21 protein-coding genes are annotated in these 15,659 nt (G+C 39.9%); 16 read left to right on the top strand and 5 right to left on the bottom strand.

Annotation, left to right across the window (positions count from 1 at the left end; translation table 11 throughout):
• The first annotated feature begins 103 nt into the window (after positions 1 to 103).
• Entirely contained in the window at positions 104 to 637 is a 534-nt protein-coding gene (locus tag ACTJKA_RS11680; RefSeq protein ID WP_017358935.1) for an HD domain-containing protein, read from the top strand.
• On the opposite strand, the gene ACTJKA_RS11675 is transcribed toward ACTJKA_RS11680, so the two are convergent.
• Entirely contained in the window at positions 634 to 2,118 is a 1,485-nt protein-coding gene (locus ACTJKA_RS11675; RefSeq protein ID WP_017358936.1) for an esterase/lipase family protein, read from the bottom strand. The genes ACTJKA_RS11680 and ACTJKA_RS11675 overlap by 4 nt on opposite strands.
• 180 nt (positions 2,119 to 2,298) lie before the next feature.
• Here ACTJKA_RS11675 and ACTJKA_RS11670 point away from each other — a divergent pair, with 180 nt between their 5' ends.
• The 9 genes from ACTJKA_RS11670 (at position 2,299) to ACTJKA_RS11630 (ending at position 8,680) form a co-directional block, all read left to right on the top strand.
• On the top strand, positions 2,299 to 2,535 hold the full coding sequence (locus ACTJKA_RS11670) for a YuzF family protein (protein WP_003213721.1): 237 nt from the start codon (positions 2,299 to 2,301) through the stop codon (positions 2,533 to 2,535).
• Between the two features lie 183 nt (positions 2,536 to 2,718).
• Positions 2,719 to 3,822 (top strand): AI-2E family transporter, encoded by a 1,104-nt coding sequence (locus tag ACTJKA_RS11665; RefSeq protein WP_008345881.1) that lies wholly within the window; start codon positions 2,719 to 2,721, stop codon positions 3,820 to 3,822.
• Positions 3,823 to 3,890: 68 nt separating this feature from the next.
• Positions 3,891 to 4,112, top strand: coding sequence for a spore germination protein (locus ACTJKA_RS11660; RefSeq protein ID WP_008345880.1), 222 nt, complete (start codon positions 3,891 to 3,893; stop codon positions 4,110 to 4,112).
• 101 nt (positions 4,113 to 4,213) lie between these two features.
• Positions 4,214 to 4,435 (top strand): spore germination protein, encoded by a 222-nt coding sequence (locus ACTJKA_RS11655; RefSeq protein ID WP_008345878.1) that lies wholly within the window; start codon positions 4,214 to 4,216, stop codon positions 4,433 to 4,435.
• 95 nt (positions 4,436 to 4,530) lie between these two features.
• Positions 4,531 to 4,779 carry a YueH family protein gene (locus ACTJKA_RS11650; RefSeq protein WP_024719734.1) on the top strand — a complete coding sequence of 83 codons (249 nt, stop codon included), beginning with the start codon at positions 4,531 to 4,533 and terminating at the stop codon, positions 4,777 to 4,779.
• Positions 4,780 to 4,806: 27 nt separating this feature from the next.
• Positions 4,807 to 5,214, top strand: coding sequence for a YueI family protein (locus ACTJKA_RS11645; protein ID WP_041091828.1), 408 nt, complete (start codon positions 4,807 to 4,809; stop codon positions 5,212 to 5,214).
• A 60-nt stretch (positions 5,215 to 5,274) separates the two neighbouring features.
• The gene (locus ACTJKA_RS11640) at positions 5,275 to 5,826 is read left to right on the top strand and encodes a cysteine hydrolase family protein (protein ID WP_046526549.1); all 552 of its coding nucleotides are present in this window, start codon (positions 5,275 to 5,277) and stop codon (positions 5,824 to 5,826) included.
• A 17-nt stretch (positions 5,827 to 5,843) separates the two neighbouring features.
• Positions 5,844 to 7,313, top strand: a complete 1,470-nt coding sequence (locus ACTJKA_RS11635) for a nicotinate phosphoribosyltransferase (RefSeq protein WP_007500472.1) — start codon at positions 5,844 to 5,846, stop codon at positions 7,311 to 7,313.
• Positions 7,314 to 7,453: 140 nt separating this feature from the next.
• Positions 7,454 to 8,680 (top strand): EAL and HDOD domain-containing protein, encoded by a 1,227-nt coding sequence (locus ACTJKA_RS11630; RefSeq protein WP_035701209.1) that lies wholly within the window; start codon positions 7,454 to 7,456, stop codon positions 8,678 to 8,680.
• Between the two features lie 36 nt (positions 8,681 to 8,716).
• On the opposite strand, the gene ACTJKA_RS11625 is transcribed toward ACTJKA_RS11630, so the two are convergent.
• Positions 8,717 to 9,070, bottom strand: coding sequence for a hypothetical protein (locus tag ACTJKA_RS11625; protein ID WP_017358939.1), 354 nt, complete (start codon positions 9,068 to 9,070; stop codon positions 8,717 to 8,719).
• A 505-nt stretch (positions 9,071 to 9,575) separates the two neighbouring features.
• Here ACTJKA_RS11625 and degQ point away from each other — a divergent pair.
• The 6 genes from degQ to ACTJKA_RS11595 all read left to right on the top strand — a co-directional run bounded on the left by degQ (position 9,576) and on the right by ACTJKA_RS11595 (position 14,451).
• On the top strand, positions 9,576 to 9,716 hold the full coding sequence (gene degQ / locus ACTJKA_RS11620; RefSeq protein WP_003213123.1) for a degradation enzyme regulation protein DegQ: 141 nt from the start codon (positions 9,576 to 9,578) through the stop codon (positions 9,714 to 9,716).
• 151 nt (positions 9,717 to 9,867) lie between these two features.
• Positions 9,868 to 10,782: a polyprenyl synthetase family protein gene (locus ACTJKA_RS11615; RefSeq protein WP_113747034.1), complete on the top strand. Its 915-nt coding sequence runs from the start codon at positions 9,868 to 9,870 to the stop codon at positions 10,780 to 10,782.
• Positions 10,779 to 10,946, top strand: coding sequence for a competence pheromone ComX (gene comX, locus ACTJKA_RS11610; protein WP_108611760.1), 168 nt, complete (start codon positions 10,779 to 10,781; stop codon positions 10,944 to 10,946). The genes ACTJKA_RS11615 and comX overlap by 4 nt, the downstream gene beginning before the upstream one ends.
• A gap of 57 nt (positions 10,947 to 11,003) precedes the next feature.
• Positions 11,004 to 13,316, top strand: coding sequence for an ATP-binding protein (locus ACTJKA_RS11605; RefSeq protein WP_171465713.1), 2,313 nt, complete (start codon positions 11,004 to 11,006; stop codon positions 13,314 to 13,316).
• Between the two features lie 80 nt (positions 13,317 to 13,396).
• Positions 13,397 to 14,038 (top strand): response regulator transcription factor, encoded by a 642-nt coding sequence (locus tag ACTJKA_RS11600; RefSeq protein ID WP_007500477.1) that lies wholly within the window; start codon positions 13,397 to 13,399, stop codon positions 14,036 to 14,038.
• A 23-nt stretch (positions 14,039 to 14,061) separates the two neighbouring features.
• Positions 14,062 to 14,451: a hotdog fold thioesterase gene (locus ACTJKA_RS11595; RefSeq protein ID WP_025207905.1), complete on the top strand. Its 390-nt coding sequence runs from the start codon at positions 14,062 to 14,064 to the stop codon at positions 14,449 to 14,451.
• A gap of 89 nt (positions 14,452 to 14,540) precedes the next feature.
• Here the strand turns inward: ACTJKA_RS11595 and mnhG are convergent, their stop codons facing one another.
• From mnhG to ACTJKA_RS11580, 3 genes are read right to left on the bottom strand one after another with little or no spacing between them, the layout of a single operon-like run.
• Entirely contained in the window at positions 14,541 to 14,915 is a 375-nt protein-coding gene (gene mnhG / locus ACTJKA_RS11590) for a monovalent cation/H(+) antiporter subunit G (RefSeq protein WP_003213369.1), read from the bottom strand.
• Positions 14,899 to 15,180 carry a Na(+)/H(+) antiporter subunit F1 gene (locus ACTJKA_RS11585; protein ID WP_008345849.1) on the bottom strand — a complete coding sequence of 94 codons (282 nt, stop codon included), beginning with the start codon at positions 15,178 to 15,180 and terminating at the stop codon, positions 14,899 to 14,901. Before ACTJKA_RS11585 ends, mnhG begins: the two co-directional genes overlap by 17 nt.
• Positions 15,180 to 15,659 (bottom strand): Na+/H+ antiporter subunit E, encoded by a 480-nt coding sequence (locus ACTJKA_RS11580; RefSeq protein ID WP_017358944.1) that lies wholly within the window; start codon positions 15,657 to 15,659, stop codon positions 15,180 to 15,182. The genes ACTJKA_RS11585 and ACTJKA_RS11580 overlap by 1 nt, the downstream gene beginning before the upstream one ends.

Here is a 15,659-nt window from a genome sequence, read left to right as displayed (position 1 = left end):
GAGCATAAGCTAAACTTGAGACTCATCGGAAATATGACAGAACATTTGAGTTTCTTTTCAGAATATGTTAGGATGCTAAAAATATAGATAAGGAGGGGTTTCCATGAGAAAGGTTACATTAATGGATGTTTACACCCATCCAGTCGCTCAAAAATATTTAAATCGTTCAGGAAAAGCCCACGCCATTGCTTGTGCTTATCACGCATTCAAACTGGCGATGCAGGCGGGGATTAACCCGGATCTTGCTGTGAAAGCAGCACTCTTGCATGACATCGGCCACTATGAATGGTATACAGCAGGCGGAGAATGGGATTACGAGACATATAGACGAAATGATATTCATGCCATTAAAGGGGCAGAGCGGGCACATAAACTGCTCATACGGCTCGGCGAGGAACCAAAAGCAGCCAAAGAGATTGCCCTTGCGATTCTGCTTCACACAGATTCATATTTGCCAGAGGGCGACCTGCATAAGGACACACTCCAGCAAATTGTGAAGAAAGCAGATGAAATGGACGAAGAGCCTGGTGGACACCATCATTACAGACAAATAGATGAATCACTTGCGCTCCAAAAAATTGCTGATTTGGATGAGAAGGTGCAGCAGGCGCTTCAGCCCATGAAACGCTCTGTTTAATATGGAATATCTCCATGAATCGTTCCGTGCTGATCCACATACAATGTGCGGATCACAGTACGGTTAAATGCCGACGTCCCTGACGCAGTGAGACCTGTGTAATGAACCGTGACGGAATAAGCACCTTCTTTTTTCAATTGAACGGCTGATGAAGAGCTCGTTTTCAGTGGATGATCCTTCTCGGCATCTTTAAAATAAGTGGTCTCTACAGTTTTGCTTAATCGTTTAATCAGCTTGCTCGAATGTGTCGATGCATCTCCTGATTTCGCTGCAGCGATTTTGATTTCTTCATTCAATGGTGAATCAAAGGATACAAGTAGCAAATAAGGATCCTTTTTTCCTGAATTTGATCGAATCGTCCATTTTCCTGGAACGGGTTTATTGATTTGCACATGGTGTGAATAGGCGCCTTCATATGGGAATGATGCTTCGGATGTCGTCAAATTGGTTAAAACATCTCCATTTGGCGCAACGATTTCCGGATTGGCTTCCTGTCTTTCATTTAACCACTGAATCGATAGGCCATTCGTTCCTTCCTCTACATAGAACGCTTCTGTTTTATCCTTTTCACTTTCTCCACCTTTCACATAAACGTTTGTATTTAGCTCCGAAGCGACTGGTTCTTGCTCTTGTTCGTCTTCGCTTTCAGCGCTTGCGGTACTTGCACGCAGCTGTGCCTGAAATACGGGGAACATGCTTGTGCCGTTTTTGATCGAAAAGTGATCCCACTTTCCTGTTAAAATATTGTTTGCATATGCTAGCTTTGTGCTGCTGACCGTCACAGCGCCATCGTTTGCACCAAAGCTTTTTAAATACATGCCGCCTAAATAAAGCACTCCGCCAAAGGTTCCCCAATCTGAACCAGAATAGGTTACATACTTATGAGGGAACGTCTCCAGCTGGTCGGTTTCACTTCGAAAAGCTGCCATCATCCCGGTTTGCAGAGAATAGAGCGCGTCGCTCTTTTGTCCAAGGATTTGCGCAAGCCAGCTTCCGCCTTTGCTATAGGCTAAATCCGCAAGCGGCGTCCCATAGTGTGGAGAGCCAAGTGTGATGACTTTCTCTACATATGGATGAGCGTTGTAATACACGAGGGCAGCCTGCGTATCCACTCCGCCTTTACTATGACCGATTACGATCAGTTTTCTGCCGAAAAATTCATAGATTTCTTTTAACTTTTCTGCTAATAGTTTCCCATTCTTTTTCATGTCCTGATCTGGATACAAATCTATGAACGCGCTTTCGTATCCGTTCAGAACAGCTTGTTTTGCCATATCGTTTCGATCAGACCATGTGGAGGAAGAACTGTTTATGCCATGAACAAAAACAAGTGGGGGTTTTGACAGGTCTTTTTGTACCGGTTCTTCTCCTTTAAACCACTTCCCTGGTGTACCAGGTGCATCTCCAATTGTGCCTGCGTGCGCATAACTTGCAGAGGATAGTAAGAGCATGACAGCAACGATACAGATTAATTTTTTCAAGATCATTCACCTCTTCAAATAATTTAAGATGTTGGCAGCACCAATCTATTATACTTCTAAAAATTGTAAAAAAATACGAAATGTAAAAATACGGTAATAATGTTGTGGGTTTGCTGAGTGACACTCACATGGGTCATTGCATACGCTGTGGGTAAATACACAAGTAAAGGGGCAGGTAGCATGGCACAACAAGGAAGTCCACAGCTTGTTTCATTAGTTGATCCATATGTTTATCAAACATTGCAGAAAGTAGTCGGTATGAGATTGATTGTTCAAACAGTGAAAGATACAGTACGTGGAAAGTTGAAGGAAGTGATGCCGGATCATATTGTGATTGAGGCGGGGGCAAAATCAGTGTTTTATGTGCGGATCCAGCAAATCGTGTCGGTGATGCCTGATCACAGTGAAAGAGTGTAGCAAGCAGACGCACAGGTGTCTGCTTTTTCAATGCTTACAGAATGTATATCTGGAAAAAGTGCATGATATACCAATTGTTCTTTTTTTTTCAAAAAATATGGTTCTAAAACAAGAAGCAGTTGACAGAAGGTGGGTTGAATAGTAGTTTTTTAATAAGGTCAATACGTAACAGGAGGAGCATCTTTGTTAAAATCTAAAGTTCATTTTTGGACATTCCAAATATTACTGGTTTTACTGATTGTGTACGTATCAACAAAAGTTTCGTTTTTATTTCAGCCGATCATTTTATTTGCTTCAACGTTGTTTGTTCCTATTTTACTGGCAGGTATTCTCTTTTTCATCTTTAATCCGATTGTACGATTTTTGTCGAAGAAGATACCTAGGACGCTCGCCATTCTGATTATTTATCTCCTATTCATCGGGCTTATCACGTTTGTTGTCAATGCTGCTGGACCTGTCATTGTCACGCAGGTGGGTGGACTTGTCAAAAGCTTCCCGGGGTATGTCACGGACATGCAGAAATTTATCAACGACTTCTCGCATTCTAAAACATTTACGTGGATGATGAACCAAGATTATGTGTCTGTTTCAAAGTTTGAACAGTCGATCGTTTCGACATTAAAAGATTTACCGGAAAATATTGCTTCCAGTATGTCGGCGGTGTTTGGCGTGATTGCGAATATTGCTCTCGCTGTCATTACCGTTCCATTCATTTTATTTTACATGCTAAAAGACGGGCATAAGTTTCCGGACAAGCTCGTTCAATTTTTGCCAATGCCTTACCGTAAGGAAGGATTGAAGATTTTTAAAGAATTAAACGATACGCTTGCTGCTTACATACAAGGGCAAATCGTTGTTTGTTTATTTGTCGGAGTTGCTTGTTTTATCGGATACTTATTAATTGGTGTGAAATATGCGCTCATTCTCGGCATCATTATTGCGGTGACAAACGTCATTCCATATCTTGGGCCATATCTTGGTGCGGCACCAGCTGTACTCATTGCTTTTCTTGATTCGCCTGGAAAAGCGGTTGTGACTGTTATTGTCATTCTTGTTGTTCAGCAGATCGATGGAAACGTCATTTCTCCATTGATCATTGGAAAACGTCTCAACACACATCCGTTAACAATTATCTTGTTATTAATTGGGGCAGGAAGTTTTGGCGGAATCCTTGGCATGATTTTTGCCGTCCCTGTCTATGCGCTGCTGAAAGCCATCACACTCAATATTGTCAGATTGGTTCAGCTGCGTCAGCGCTCTCGAAAAGAACAACATCTAAACGTTTAGGGCAGATGCACAACTTTTCCCTTTTTGCATAACATAACTCACATAAGCGAATAGGGAGGAGAAGGAAGATGCCTGCGATTGTTGGACCCATCCATATTGAGTCTTTAGGCGGAAACGGCTCGGCTACTTTTGGTGACGTTCTCGCCATTGCCCCTTTGGCTGTAGATCACTCGACCGGTGGAGCGGGAGCTTTTAATTCAGGTGATTATATGTCCCTGACAAGCGATCCGAATGCCACTATGCTTTGGGACTTTACACTGTTTGGCCAGCCTCAATCATTTAATGCATAAAAGACAGCTGATCATATGACATATCAGCTGTCTTTTTTATGTTGGATAGACACGTATTGTTCCGCTAGGCATATGATGAGGGTAGTAAAGGTGGTGGAAAGATGCCAGCAATTGTTGGACCCATTCATATTGACCGTGTCATAGGAAACGGTTCTGCACATTTCGGCGATGTGTTTGCTATTTCGCCAAAAAGTGTGGATCATTCCGCTGGTGGTTCAGGCACCTATAATGCAGGAGACTTTGTTCAATTCTTCAACAATCCGAACGTCACATTTGTTTGGGATTCAAACCTGATCAGCCAGCAAAAGAGCTTTAACGCATAGCCAGCTTTGAAAGGGTCTCCTTTTCAGAAGCTGTCTTTTTTTATGGTACAATGGATAGAAGAAGGAAGAAGAAAAAGGGGGGTAAAACACATCAAATGAAAATAAGAAAAGCGCATCTGACAAGCGGGCAACCAACAACCTACAATGTATATTTACATGAAAATAAAAAAGAATATAAAACGCTTGTCGCTGTACCTGACATAGAATGGAGTATTTCTATTGCGTATGAAGACGAAAAAACGCAGCTTGAGCAAGCACTAGAACAATCTTTAAACAAAAGAGTAGAAATAGACGAAGCCCGTGAACTTGCACAAAAAATTGTGCACTGGGTCACAGAAATGTAAATTCAGAAACCAGGAGTGAACACAGCAATGAAAGAAGAATCCGTAGACTTTTATTTGCAGCAAGGGATATTTGGACATGCTGAAACAAAACCCGATGAACGAAGAATGTTTCTCGGCTCATTAAGAGAACGTGCTCTTCTCGCTCTGACAAAAGGGCAAGTATCGAGACATAAATCGTATCAAGAGGTAGAGCAAGTATTGAAGGCAAACCGAGAGGCCACTGTTCTTTTAAATGGTGAATTGTCATATGCTTCTTATTCTCCATATGTCAAAATGGCAAATGCCGCTGGTTGTTCTTTTAAAGTGGTCAACCATCACGAGTCACATTCACCTTTTGGGCTTGTGATAGAAGTGCCGCATGCGATCAATCAAGAGCACATCTATGTAGAAGATGAGCTTTTTCAAAAAGCTTTTTCTCGTGAATCTGTTGAATAGGTTTCCCTAGTGAAATGAATAAGCTATAATGATTCAAAAGAGCATATGGGAGAGATGCGGATGGGCAAAGCATTGATTTGTATTGATTATACAGTTGATTTTGTTGCAGACGATGGAAAACTGACGTGCGGAAAGCCTGGACAGGCGATTGAGTCGAAGATCACAGAGATCACTTCCTCATTTATTGATGAAGGACACTTTGTTGTTTTTGCCGTCGATCATCATGAAGAGCAAGATCCATATCATCCAGAGACAAAGTTATTTCCGCCCCATAATATTCGCGGGACAGAAGGAATTGAACTTTACGGAAAACTAAGTTCACTATTTCACACGTCAACACATTTAAATCATGTCTATTATATGGAAAAAACAAGATACTCTGCTTTTGCAGGCACTCAATTAGAAATGAAACTGCGCGAGCGTGGCATCACTGAACTTCACCTAGCCGGAGTGTGTACCGATATTTGTGTACTTCATACAGCTGTTGATGCATACAATAAAGGCTTTGAACTTGTGATTCATGCGAATGCCGTAGCGAGTTTTAATGAAGCGGGGCACGAGTGGGCACTTTCTCACTTTGAGCATACGCTTGGTGCGAAAGTGGTTAAGTAAGGGAAGGAGAATGGAAGTTGGAGCATCGGTTTATTGACGACAGTTTATCACTACATACAGATCTTTATCAAATTAACATGGCAGAAACGTATTGGAGAGACGGCATTCATGAGAAGAAGGCAGTCTTCGAACTCTTCTTTAGAAAGCTTCCATTTGACAACGGCTTCGCTGTATTTGCTGGTTTAGAGAAAGCGATTGAATATTTATCGGACTTCTCCTTCACCGAGAGCGACCTTGCATATTTAAAAGATGAACTCGGTTATAAAAGCGATTTCATTGAATACTTAAGCGGATTGTCTTTTACAGGGACGCTTCATTCAATGCGAGAAGGAGAAATTGTCTTTGCGAATGAACCTATTATGCGCATCGAGGCAACACTTGTTGAAGCGCAGCTAATTGAAACGGCACTGCTCAACATCGTGAACTTCCAGACGCTAATTGCAACAAAGGCGGCTCGTATTAAAGGAATCATTGAAGATGAGACAGCATTAGAATTCGGAACAAGACGTGCGCATGAAATGGATGCAGCCATGTGGGGAGCAAGAGCAGCACTGATCGGCGGATTTCAGGCAACAAGTAATGTCCGTGCAGGGAAACGCTTCAATATTCCCGTATCAGGCACACATGCCCATGCCCTTGTACAAGCATATCGCGACGAATATACTGCATTTAGAAAATATGCCGAAACACATACAGACTGTGTCTTTTTAGTGGATACATATGATACGGTCAGATCAGGCATTCCAAATGCGATTAAGGTAGCGAAAGAATTCGGTGATAAAATCAACTTTATTGGGGTCAGACTTGATAGTGGAGACCTTGCCTACTTGTCTAAAAAGGCGAGAACGATGCTGGATGAAGCTGGATTCCATGACGCCAAAGTCATTGCATCAAGCGATCTTGATGAACACACCATTATGAACTTAAAAGCACAAGGTGCAAAAATTGATGTATGGGGTGTTGGAACGAAACTGATTACCGCATTCGATCAGCCAGCTCTTGGTGCTGTATATAAGCTTGTATCGATTGAAGAAAACGGTCAGATGAATGACACGATCAAAATTTCTTCTAACCCAGAGAAAGTGACAACACCAGGCCGTAAACGAGTGTATCGCATTATCAATCAATTGAATCATCACTCTGAGGGAGACTACATTGCCCTTGAAGAAGAAGATGTTCAAAGTGAAGATAAGCTGAAAATGTTCCATCCAGTTCATACATTTATCAGCAAATTTGTGACAAATTTTGTGGCAAAGGACCTTCATGTCCCAATTTTTGAACAAGGGAAGCTGGTGTATGATAATCCAGATATCCAAACGATTCAAGCATATGTGCAGGATAGTCTCGGACTCTTCTGGGAGGAATACAAACGAATCAGCAAACCAGAAGAATACCCAGTCGATTTGAGTCAAAAATGCTGGGATAATAAGATGCAGTTTATCCATGATGTGAAAAATAAAATCAAAAAAGAGCTTTATGAAAGCTGATTACCCCGGGAAAGGAGATCATCAAGCCAGATGGTCTCTTTTTTTTCATGTTGGACGATTCAAAATGAACCTTATGGGCAATCATTTGGTATACTGAAAGCACATCTTGTTTGTCATTGCATAAAGGAGGAATGGAGCAGTTGAGGGTGTTTGTTGCAAGGCAGCCTATTTTTAACAGAAAAGAACAAGTCGTATCATACGAGCTGCTTTATCGAGATAGTGAAACCAATACATATAGCGCTGAAGATGGTGATCAAGCGACAACGGACCTCATTATCAATAGTTTTTTAAACATTGGCATCGAAACACTGACAGAAGGAAAACGATGCTACATCAATTTCACCGAAAGCTTGCTTTCGTCTGATCTGCTCACTTATTTTGATCCACATCAGCTTGTGATCGAAATATTAGAAAATGTACCGATTACCCCGGCACTTATTATGAGATGTAAGCAATTAAAAAAGTGGGGATACACGATTGCGCTCGATGATTTCTTTCTGAGCGGAACACATTTTCATGACAAGTTACTCGATGAACTCCTCTATTGCATTGATATTTTAAAAATTGATTTTCTGAAAACAACATGTGAAGAACGAAGAGACATTTTACATACATATAAAAAGTATCGACTTCGATTCCTTGCTGAAAAGGTAGAAACGCGAAAAGAATATGAAGAAGCGTTAGAAGCTGGCTTCCATTTGTTTCAAGGATATTTCTTTAGTGAGCCGCACGTCATTTCGGGACGAGCCTTATCGACTAGCTTCCACGCATACCATCAGCTATTGAATGAGCTGAGCAAGGAGCAGCCGAATATTCAGACCGTGACGCACTTTATAGAAAGTGATCTTTCCCTTTCATATCAATTATTAAAAATGCTGAATTCTGGCGGCATGAGACGTCTTTATCAAATCAAGAGTATTCGTCAGGCGATTATCCTGCTTGGGTTTAATGAAATACGGCGATGGATCTTTATCCTCTCATTTAAAGAACTGAATGTCCAAGCCAACTCAAGCCAAAAGGAAATCATCAAAATGTCGTTCATTCGTGCCAAAACGTGTGAACTCATTGCTAGTCGGACTGAACGAGAGCATCCCGCTTCTTATATGCTAACAGGTATGTTTTCACTCATTGATACGCTTGTCAGGGCGGACATTACTGAACTTGTGAAAGAACTGCCTCTTTCGGATGAAGTAGGTGAGGCACTGCTTGGCTATGAAAATGACTATTTCCTTGTGTTAGACGTTGCCAAACGTATTGAACGAAATGAATGGGATGATGAAATGTTAGGTGGAAGTCTCCCTAAGCAGGAAGCCTACGGCTGTTATATAGAAGCCATTGAATGGTGTCATAAAATGTTTGAATCTTAAGAAAAGCCGCTCACACTAGAGCGGCTTCTTTCTTTGTTATCCCCACTGTAAAAGTAGAAAAAGCCTGCTTGAAGAGAGGGATAAGTAGATGCGAATGCCTTCTGGACTAAAGCGGATATCGATATTGCTTTTCACCCCAATCTGTTTCAGCATTCGAATTACACTTGCGGTGTCAGCTCGTTCAGCAGCTTCCATGATTCGCTGTCCAAACGAAAGCGAACCGGAAATCTGCTGTGTAATGAGGGATGCATCAGCAACGAGACGGGTTGATTCCTTTGCAGCCTTTTGAAACGCATGAGCATCTACTGGAGGAAAAGTCATAGGTGTTCGCAGGTATGCGTTCCCCATTGCGGGAACCTGCAAAGGAGGATAAGGAACATAGTAAAACACATGGTCACCTCTTCTCTCATTGAAGTGAATTTGGACGGATATCTGTTCTAAATGTATGAAGAAAATCCGAATAAAGAATCAAAATGATCTTTCTATCTTTGCATATTCATCATAAAAATAGGTACTTTTGCGGTCAATTTCGGTGAATGTCGCCAAAAAATTGCGGTGTCTACAGTAGAGCCTGTCGTCTGACCTATAACATGAAAAACCGAGGAAACAGAAGGGATCATACGTTCTGTTACACAAGAATTGTGACGAATGATGCCTGTTCATGTCGCAAAAATGACGTATTTCCTTTGAAATTGAGATAAAAGTATCATTTGAAAAGTCTGAAAATGATGAAAAAAGACCTATTGAATTTTGCGGTATCACGCACACATTTTGTGCATACTTTTCGGTGAAAAAATACTCAATAGCATTTACACTGTTAGTAACAGATCAAATACTTATGACCCAATCAACATACACAAATACATTGATCTTCCAAAAAAGGAGAGTGGAATCGATGGAAAAGTATGAAATCGAAGAACTTAAACAACTATTATGGAAACTTGAAAACGAAATTAGAGAAACAACGGCTTCTCTTCATAACATTAACAAAAGCATTGATCAATACGACAAATATGAATATGTGAAAATTTCTTAAAGACTTGATAACCATCAAGTCTTTTTTTTATCCAAATACATACAAAAAAAGGATATATTATTATATAATTGTTAAATAGTGATGTCAGTGGACATTTGCTTATTTCTTTTTAGTAAAATAAGAGGCGAGAGGGTGAGGATCAAGATCGAGTATGCTAAACTATCTAGAGAATACAAAAATCAAGCAGAAAATGTCTGATTTTATTCAACATGCAGTCAGGCAAAATGATTTACAAAAGCTGCTTCTCGAATTTACAGATATAAAGAATGAATTTCCTTTTGGGCAATTGGCTTACCAACATTATGAGGCATTTGGCGGACAAGACAAGCAAGCGATTACAAAACTGGCAGCAGGGATTGAACTTCTCATCTTATCTGCCGATATATTAGATGATATTGAAGATCAGGATAATGATTCGTATCCTTGGATGAACGTCAACCAAGGGGTGGCCGTGAATGCTTCTACGTATTTGTACACATCAAGCATTCAGTTCATTACATCTTTATATGAAAATAATTCTCAACTGATAGAGAAATTATTCCATCTTATCAAGATGTCAATGGAAGGACAGCATGAAGATTTACGTCATATGCATGGAACAGAAGATGAGTGTTTAGAGGTTTTAAGAAAGAAATCAGGATCATTAACAGCTCTTTCTAGTGTGCTGGGGGTTTATTTAGCGACAAGGGAAATCAACGAAATCGTCGAATCTTATTCAATATATTATGGTGTTGCTGAACAGATCAGTAACGATTTTTTTGCGTTATTTTCAAAAACAAACGGAGATTTGCAAAAAAAACAAACACTGGCGTTTAGTTATTTGCATAGAGAGTTTAATGATGCCAGTCAAGAGCTGCTTGCGTTCTTTTCTGGCCGTCTAGATGAGTCGGAGCTAAAGTCATTTCAGCTGAAGCAGAAATTACTTGAAGCTGGTTTGACTCAGTACATGGTATCTATGAGAGAGATTATGCTGTTAAAAATGAGGCAGGGAATGGAACAACTTGACTTACCTACAACAAAGAAGGAACAACTATATGTATTTATGACGAAGGAGGGCAATGATTGAACATTCAAAATATCATTGCATATTTAATGAAAAATCCAGGTGTGATTGATGAGTTGAAATCTGGAAATGCAAGCTTAATTCATGCTGATGCCCAAACCACTGCAGTTATTATAAAAAGTGTGAAAAAGGGATACATGAGTACGAGATACATCTGGGAATATTAATTTTAAGTTCAATATTGCATTATCATTTTACGATCTTTTCTTAAGGATGTTTTAAAAATGAAGCTTACCTATACAAAATGGTCCACAATTTTTGTGTTTTTGTCTTTTTTATTTGTGATCTATATTTCTTATATATATGTTTTTGATATTTTTAATGGAGCACGCGTAGAAAAGAATGGACACGGTCAAACGGAAGTAGTTAATGTTGAATATCTTTCTTTAGCTTATTCTTCAGGCTTAAAAGAGGGAGATATAATATTAAAGATAAACGGACAGTCTAATTTAATTCAAGACCATATGATCAATGGTAAGCTTAGAAATGTACAAAGGATTGATATTCAAAGAGGCAACCAAATCATTTCGCTTAAAAATAAGACGTTGATTGGCAGAGAAAGTTTGTTTGTCTATTTAATTCCTCTTCTTCTCTATTCAATATGCTTATTCTGTATCTTTTTTATTATTAAAATCAATAAGGAACCACAACGAAAATCTGCTTTTCTATTAATTTTGTTCCTATTATCAATTTGTGTCGGGTATTTGAGCGCAGGTACTTCAGGAATTGGAGATAAATTTAGCCATTATGTTCTTTTTTTGTGTTTATCTAGTGTGTCCATCTTATATATTCACTTTATCTATCAATATTTCAAGGAATTTGATGTTCACATAACGAATCTCAAATTAATTAAGTGCTTATACCTTATACCAATTTTTAATCTTCTCGTACATAGTGGGGTTTCTGTGTCATCTGAATGGAGAAAGTTTGTTCCAAGTATAAGTTTGTTGTTTTTTTTCGGAACGGTATTAACAGCACTTTTTTTAATAGTCAGAGGCATGAAGAGATATAAAGAAACAGAACATGGTTCCGTATTAAAGTTTTTTGCCATTATGAATATTCTATCGTTCTGTCCATTTATTTTCTTTTTTGTCATTCCCTATGTGTTTTTTGATAAGTATTTGATAGATCCTTTTATTCTGACATCTGTTGTTTTGTTAATTCCTTTTTCACTTGTTTATCAATTCGTGACAAACAAAATTTATAATATGAACTTCTTGATCAGCAGACTGAGGTACTATGGATTTCTCGCCATTACTCCGACTATTTTTGTCGTTGTGATATTTTATATTTTACAGAAACCAGAAGACCTGAAGTACACACTTAAGCTCGCAATAATCACCTACACTTTAATGCTAGGAGTCTTTTACTTCAAAGAAATCATCGATTTCCGTTTTCGCCTGAAGCGTTTTTCGGAAAAGCATAACTATCAGGACAGTGTGTTTAAATTTACACAGCTTATTCGTGAGGCGTCGTCACTTCATCAAGTGCTGTTTCATTTGAAGTACACCATTTTGGAAGTGCTTGTGGTGAATAAAGCCTTTGTGCTTGAAGTGAAGGCAGATGGACAAATAGAAGAGATTGATGAATCGACAGATGACAGCAGCCTGTGGAAAGAGTATGTCGATCAATTTCAAGACATTTTAGGCGAAGTAGGGAAAATTATCGAGCTTAATAAAGGGTTTATGATGAAAATTGGTGAGCGGGGCGGTCACTCGTTTGTGATTTGCTGTTTATCTAATTTACGGACACCTAAGCTGACCCGCGATGAAATTTCATGGCTGAAAACATTGGCATTTTACACAAGTGTCAGTTTAGAAAATGTCGTCAAGATTGAAGAATTGATGGAGCATCTTGAGGATTTGAAACAGCGGGAAGCCAATCCCGCCTGGCTGAAGAAAGTCATGTTCGCCATGGAAGAAAAGCAGCGCTCAGATTTAGCGAGGGATCTTCATGATTCTGTGCTGCAGGATTTGATTTCACTGAAGAGACAGTCCGAGATGTTCTTAACCAATTTCCAAAACAACCAATGCCCAACATCTATTGAAAATTCGCTGATCTCTTGGAATGAACAAATGTCTAAGGTGATTCAAACCACGAGAGAAACATGTCATGAACTTCGGCCGCAGCTCCTCTATGATTTGGGGTTAGTGAAGGCAATTTCGAAGCTGACTTCGCAAATTCAAGAGGAAGCGCCATTTCATATTAGGCTGAATACAACCCGCTTTGATAAAGAACTGGACATTGATATTGACTCACAGCTGAATATTTACCGGATTGTGCAGGAGCTGTTATCCAATGCGTTGAAGCATTCTAAGGCCAGCCAAGTCTTAGTGATGCTCATTTGTATTAAAGATCAAGTTGTTCTCCATTATGAGGACGATGGAGTCGGATTTGATGCAAGCCAGCTTGATCAGCACACGATGAGCATGGGTCTTTCTGGCATAAGGGAACGAGTCAAAGCTCTAAATGGAAAGCTTCAAATTCACACGGCACCTGAAAAAGGGCTCAAGGTGAAAATTGAAATGGAATTGTAACGATTTCTTAAGGAATAAGACTTGGCATCTGCCAAGTCTTTTATATAAAATGGAAGTGAGTGATTTAAAGGGAGGAAGACATGAAGAAGATATTGGTCATTGATGATCATCCGGCTGTCATGGAAGGGACAAAAAGCATATTAGAATCAGATCAGCAGCTATCAGTCGATTGTTTAAGTCCTGATGCAGAAGGCGCCTTTTTAAAGACGCATGACTTTTCCATCTATGATGTGATCTTGATGGATTTAAATCTCGGGGATATCAATGGAATGGACATTGCCAAACAAATTCTAGAAACGAATCAACAAGTGAAAATTATCATTTATACAGGATATGAAGTAGATGATTATTTCGAAGAGGCCATTCGAGCTGGATTGCATGGTGCAATAAGTAAAACAGAGACAAAAGACAAAATTATTGAATACATACACCGCACATTGCAAGGAGAAGTTGTCATTCAGCTATCCTATTTAAAGAAATTAATTTCACAGCAGCAAGAGAAGCCAGAACAGGCGCAGCAGACGGATCATGAGCTGTTAACAGAGCGTGAATGTTTAATCTTAAGAGAAGTGGAAAAAGGGTACACAAACCAAGAGATCGCCGATGTGCTTCATTTGAGCAAACGCTCGATTGAATACAGTTTGACCTCCATCTTTAATAAGCTGAATGTTGGATCTCGAACGGAAGCGGTGTTAATTGCAAAATCGGAAAGTGTCCTGTAAACGTGTGAAGGGAGAGGGCCTTGATGGATGTGAGTGGTTCAAATACACTGCTTGAGACACTGGGGATTGAGATTGTGGAATGCAATACGTCACGATGCGTGGCGACAATGCCAGTCGATCACCGAACAAAACAGCCATTTGGATTACTGCACGGAGGAGCATCAGCTGCTCTAGCAGAAACAGTGGCAAGCATGGGTGCTGCTGCTCATTTGGATTTAACGAAGCAGGTTTGTTCAGGTATTGAAATCAATGCCAATCATTTAAAATCTGTACGTGATGGAGTGGTGACAGCTACAGCTGTTCCTGTACATGTAGGACGGCGTACAATGGTATTCCAAATCGATATAAAAGATGATCGAGACCGTCATATCTGTACGTCAAGATGTACACTCGCTGTCATTGATCGCATATAAAAAAGCTCCCGGTGCAGCGGAAGCTTTTTTTAATACCTTTTATGAACATGCATGTAAAGTGAACAAGACCTGAATGTCAGGTTCTTCATTTATAAATAAGAGTCTTCTTTTCGTTTAATGACAAAGTTACGGAAACCGCCATAATCATCTTGGACACTTCGTTTGTCCATTTTCACACCAGTGTTGTAAGCGGCTCTTCCGATCAAATGAGCGCCGACTGGTGCGGTCAGAAAGATAAAGACAATCCCAAGCAGGATTTTCGCAGAGATGATCCCTGCAAGAAACCATTCATGAAAGAACACACCAACTAAAATGAGAACAACACCAAGTGTCGATGCTTTTGATGCAGCATGCATACGTGTGTAAACATCCGGCAGGCGAAGGACACCAATGGCTGAAATTAAACAGAGGATGGCGCCAAGCAGAATAAAGAAAATTACGATCGCTTTAGCGATGACGATCATTTTCAATCACTTCCCCTTTCTCAAGGAATTTGGAAAAAGCGACAGTGCCGATAAAGGCAAGAATACCGAGCAGTAAAATAATTTCAAAGAACGTCGTGGTTTTCAGTAAGATAGACACGATGGCTGTCATCCCAATTAAATTGATTCCTATCGCATCAAGCGCACTAACGCGATCAGGAATAGAAGGTCCTTTGATAACCCGTATGACAAAAAGCAAAGTAGACAGCGCAAGAATTCCAAGTGACATTTGCAAGATCAGTTCCATTACTTACCGCTCACCTCCTGAATCGCTTTTTCAAATGATACCCGAATATCGTGGATGGCTTTTTCAGCATCTTCAATATCCATCGCATGAATATATAAAATCGAACGATCATCCGAAATATCGATGACCAGTGTACCAGGTGTTAATGTAATCATATTGGCCAGTATGGTGATTTCCCAATCTGTTTTTAAATCTGTACGAAAGGCGAAAATACCAGGCTTGATCTTAAGCTTTGGAGATAACACCGTCTTGAGTACACTCAAATTGGCAAGAAGCAGCTCTCTGATAAAAATAATGACGAGCTTGATAATCGCATAAAGGGCATAGCCGTAAAAACGTTGCGGGAAGAATCGCCGTAGCATAAAAATGGCGATCATCCCTAGTGCAAAACCTGATACAAAGTCTGCAGCTCTGTATGTATCATTCATAAACATCCATGTAAAGGCGAGGAGAGCGTTTAATAATATTTGAAAGGCCAT

It is taken from the genome of Bacillus sp. 22190, assembly GCF_052045575.1.
GTDB lineage: Bacteria > Bacillota > Bacilli > Bacillales > Bacillaceae > Bacillus > Bacillus altitudinis.
This window is presented reverse-complemented; position numbering and strand designations above follow the sequence as displayed.

Bases quoted from the DNA above. Each gene is read 5' to 3' on its own strand.
- ACTJKA_RS11680 (WP_017358935.1), top strand. From the start codon at position 104: ATGAGAAAGGTTACATTAATGGATGTTTACACCCATCCAGTCGCTCAA.
- ACTJKA_RS11670 (WP_003213721.1), top strand. From the start codon at position 2,299: ATGGCACAACAAGGAAGTCCACAGCTTGTTTCATTAGTTGATCCATAT.
- ACTJKA_RS11660 (WP_008345880.1), top strand. From the start codon at position 3,891: ATGCCTGCGATTGTTGGACCCATCCATATTGAGTCTTTAGGCGGAAAC.
- ACTJKA_RS11655 (WP_008345878.1), top strand. From the start codon at position 4,214: ATGCCAGCAATTGTTGGACCCATTCATATTGACCGTGTCATAGGAAAC.
- ACTJKA_RS11650 (WP_024719734.1), top strand. From the start codon at position 4,531: ATGAAAATAAGAAAAGCGCATCTGACAAGCGGGCAACCAACAACCTAC.
- ACTJKA_RS11645 (WP_041091828.1), top strand. From the start codon at position 4,807: ATGAAAGAAGAATCCGTAGACTTTTATTTGCAGCAAGGGATATTTGGA.
- ACTJKA_RS11640 (WP_046526549.1), top strand. From the start codon at position 5,275: ATGGGCAAAGCATTGATTTGTATTGATTATACAGTTGATTTTGTTGCA.
- degQ (WP_003213123.1), top strand. From the start codon at position 9,576: ATGGAAAAGTATGAAATCGAAGAACTTAAACAACTATTATGGAAACTT.
- ACTJKA_RS11615 (WP_113747034.1), top strand. From the start codon at position 9,868: ATGCTAAACTATCTAGAGAATACAAAAATCAAGCAGAAAATGTCTGAT.
- ACTJKA_RS11605 (WP_171465713.1), top strand. From the start codon at position 11,004: ATGAAGCTTACCTATACAAAATGGTCCACAATTTTTGTGTTTTTGTCT.
- ACTJKA_RS11600 (WP_007500477.1), top strand. From the start codon at position 13,397: ATGAAGAAGATATTGGTCATTGATGATCATCCGGCTGTCATGGAAGGG.
- ACTJKA_RS11595 (WP_025207905.1), top strand. From the start codon at position 14,062: ATGGATGTGAGTGGTTCAAATACACTGCTTGAGACACTGGGGATTGAG.
- mnhG (WP_003213369.1), bottom strand. From the start codon at position 14,915: ATGATCGTCATCGCTAAAGCGATCGTAATTTTCTTTATTCTGCTTGGC.
- ACTJKA_RS11585 (WP_008345849.1), bottom strand. From the start codon at position 15,180: ATGGAACTGATCTTGCAAATGTCACTTGGAATTCTTGCGCTGTCTACT.
- ACTJKA_RS11580 (WP_017358944.1), bottom strand. From the start codon at position 15,659: ATGGCCTTTCAAATATTATTAAACGCTCTCCTCGCCTTTACATGGATG.